Source organism: Neisseria sp. P0021.S007, assembly GCF_051956855.1.
In genome coordinates this window covers 1-567 of record NZ_JBQCXA010000912.1, presented here as the reverse complement: position 1 = coordinate 567, position 567 = coordinate 1, and the positions used below count along the sequence as shown (strand labels likewise).

1 protein-coding gene and 1 pseudogene are annotated in these 567 nt (G+C 51.3%); both read left to right on the top strand.

Annotated features, from left to right (window positions below):
• Positions 1 to 350 (top strand): outer membrane lipid asymmetry maintenance protein MlaD (mlaD, locus tag ACTHUR_RS16680; RefSeq protein ID WP_440399801.1); only part of this gene is annotated, 350 nt, incomplete at its 5' end.
• A 32-nt stretch (positions 351 to 382) separates the two neighbouring features.
• Positions 383 to 567: pseudogene (locus ACTHUR_RS16675) on the top strand (MlaC/ttg2D family ABC transporter substrate-binding protein); the annotation flags it as partial.

Sequence of the window (567 nt, the reverse complement as noted above, 5' to 3'; positions counted from 1 at the left end):
ACATCGGCGGCTTGAAAACCAACGCTCCGGTAAAATCCGCAGGCGTACTGGTGGGCCGTGTTGCCTCCATTCAGCTCGACCCTAAATCCTATCAGGCAAAAGTCGCCCTCAATCTGGACAGCCAATATCAGTTCAGCAGCGACGTTTCCGCACAAATCCTGACTTCAGGCCTATTGGGCGAACAATACATCGGCCTGCAACAAGGCGGCGATACCGATTCTTTGGCGGCAGGCGACACCATTACCGTCACCAGCTCCGCCATGGTTTTGGAAAACCTTATCGGCAAATTCATGACCAGCTTTGCCGAGAAAAACGCAGACAGTGAATCTGCCGGTCAAAACGAACAATAAACACATATCAACCCAATATTCAGGACACTCCCATGAAAAAAACATCCTTCATCAGCGCATTGAGCATCGGCGTATTGAGCATCAGCATGGCATTTGCCTCTCCTGCCGACGCAGTCAACCAAGTCCGTGAAAACTCCGTTCAAGTGCTGAAAATCCTCAACAGCGGCGATGCCAACACCGCACGCCAAAAAGCCGAAGCTTACGCCATCCCTTACTT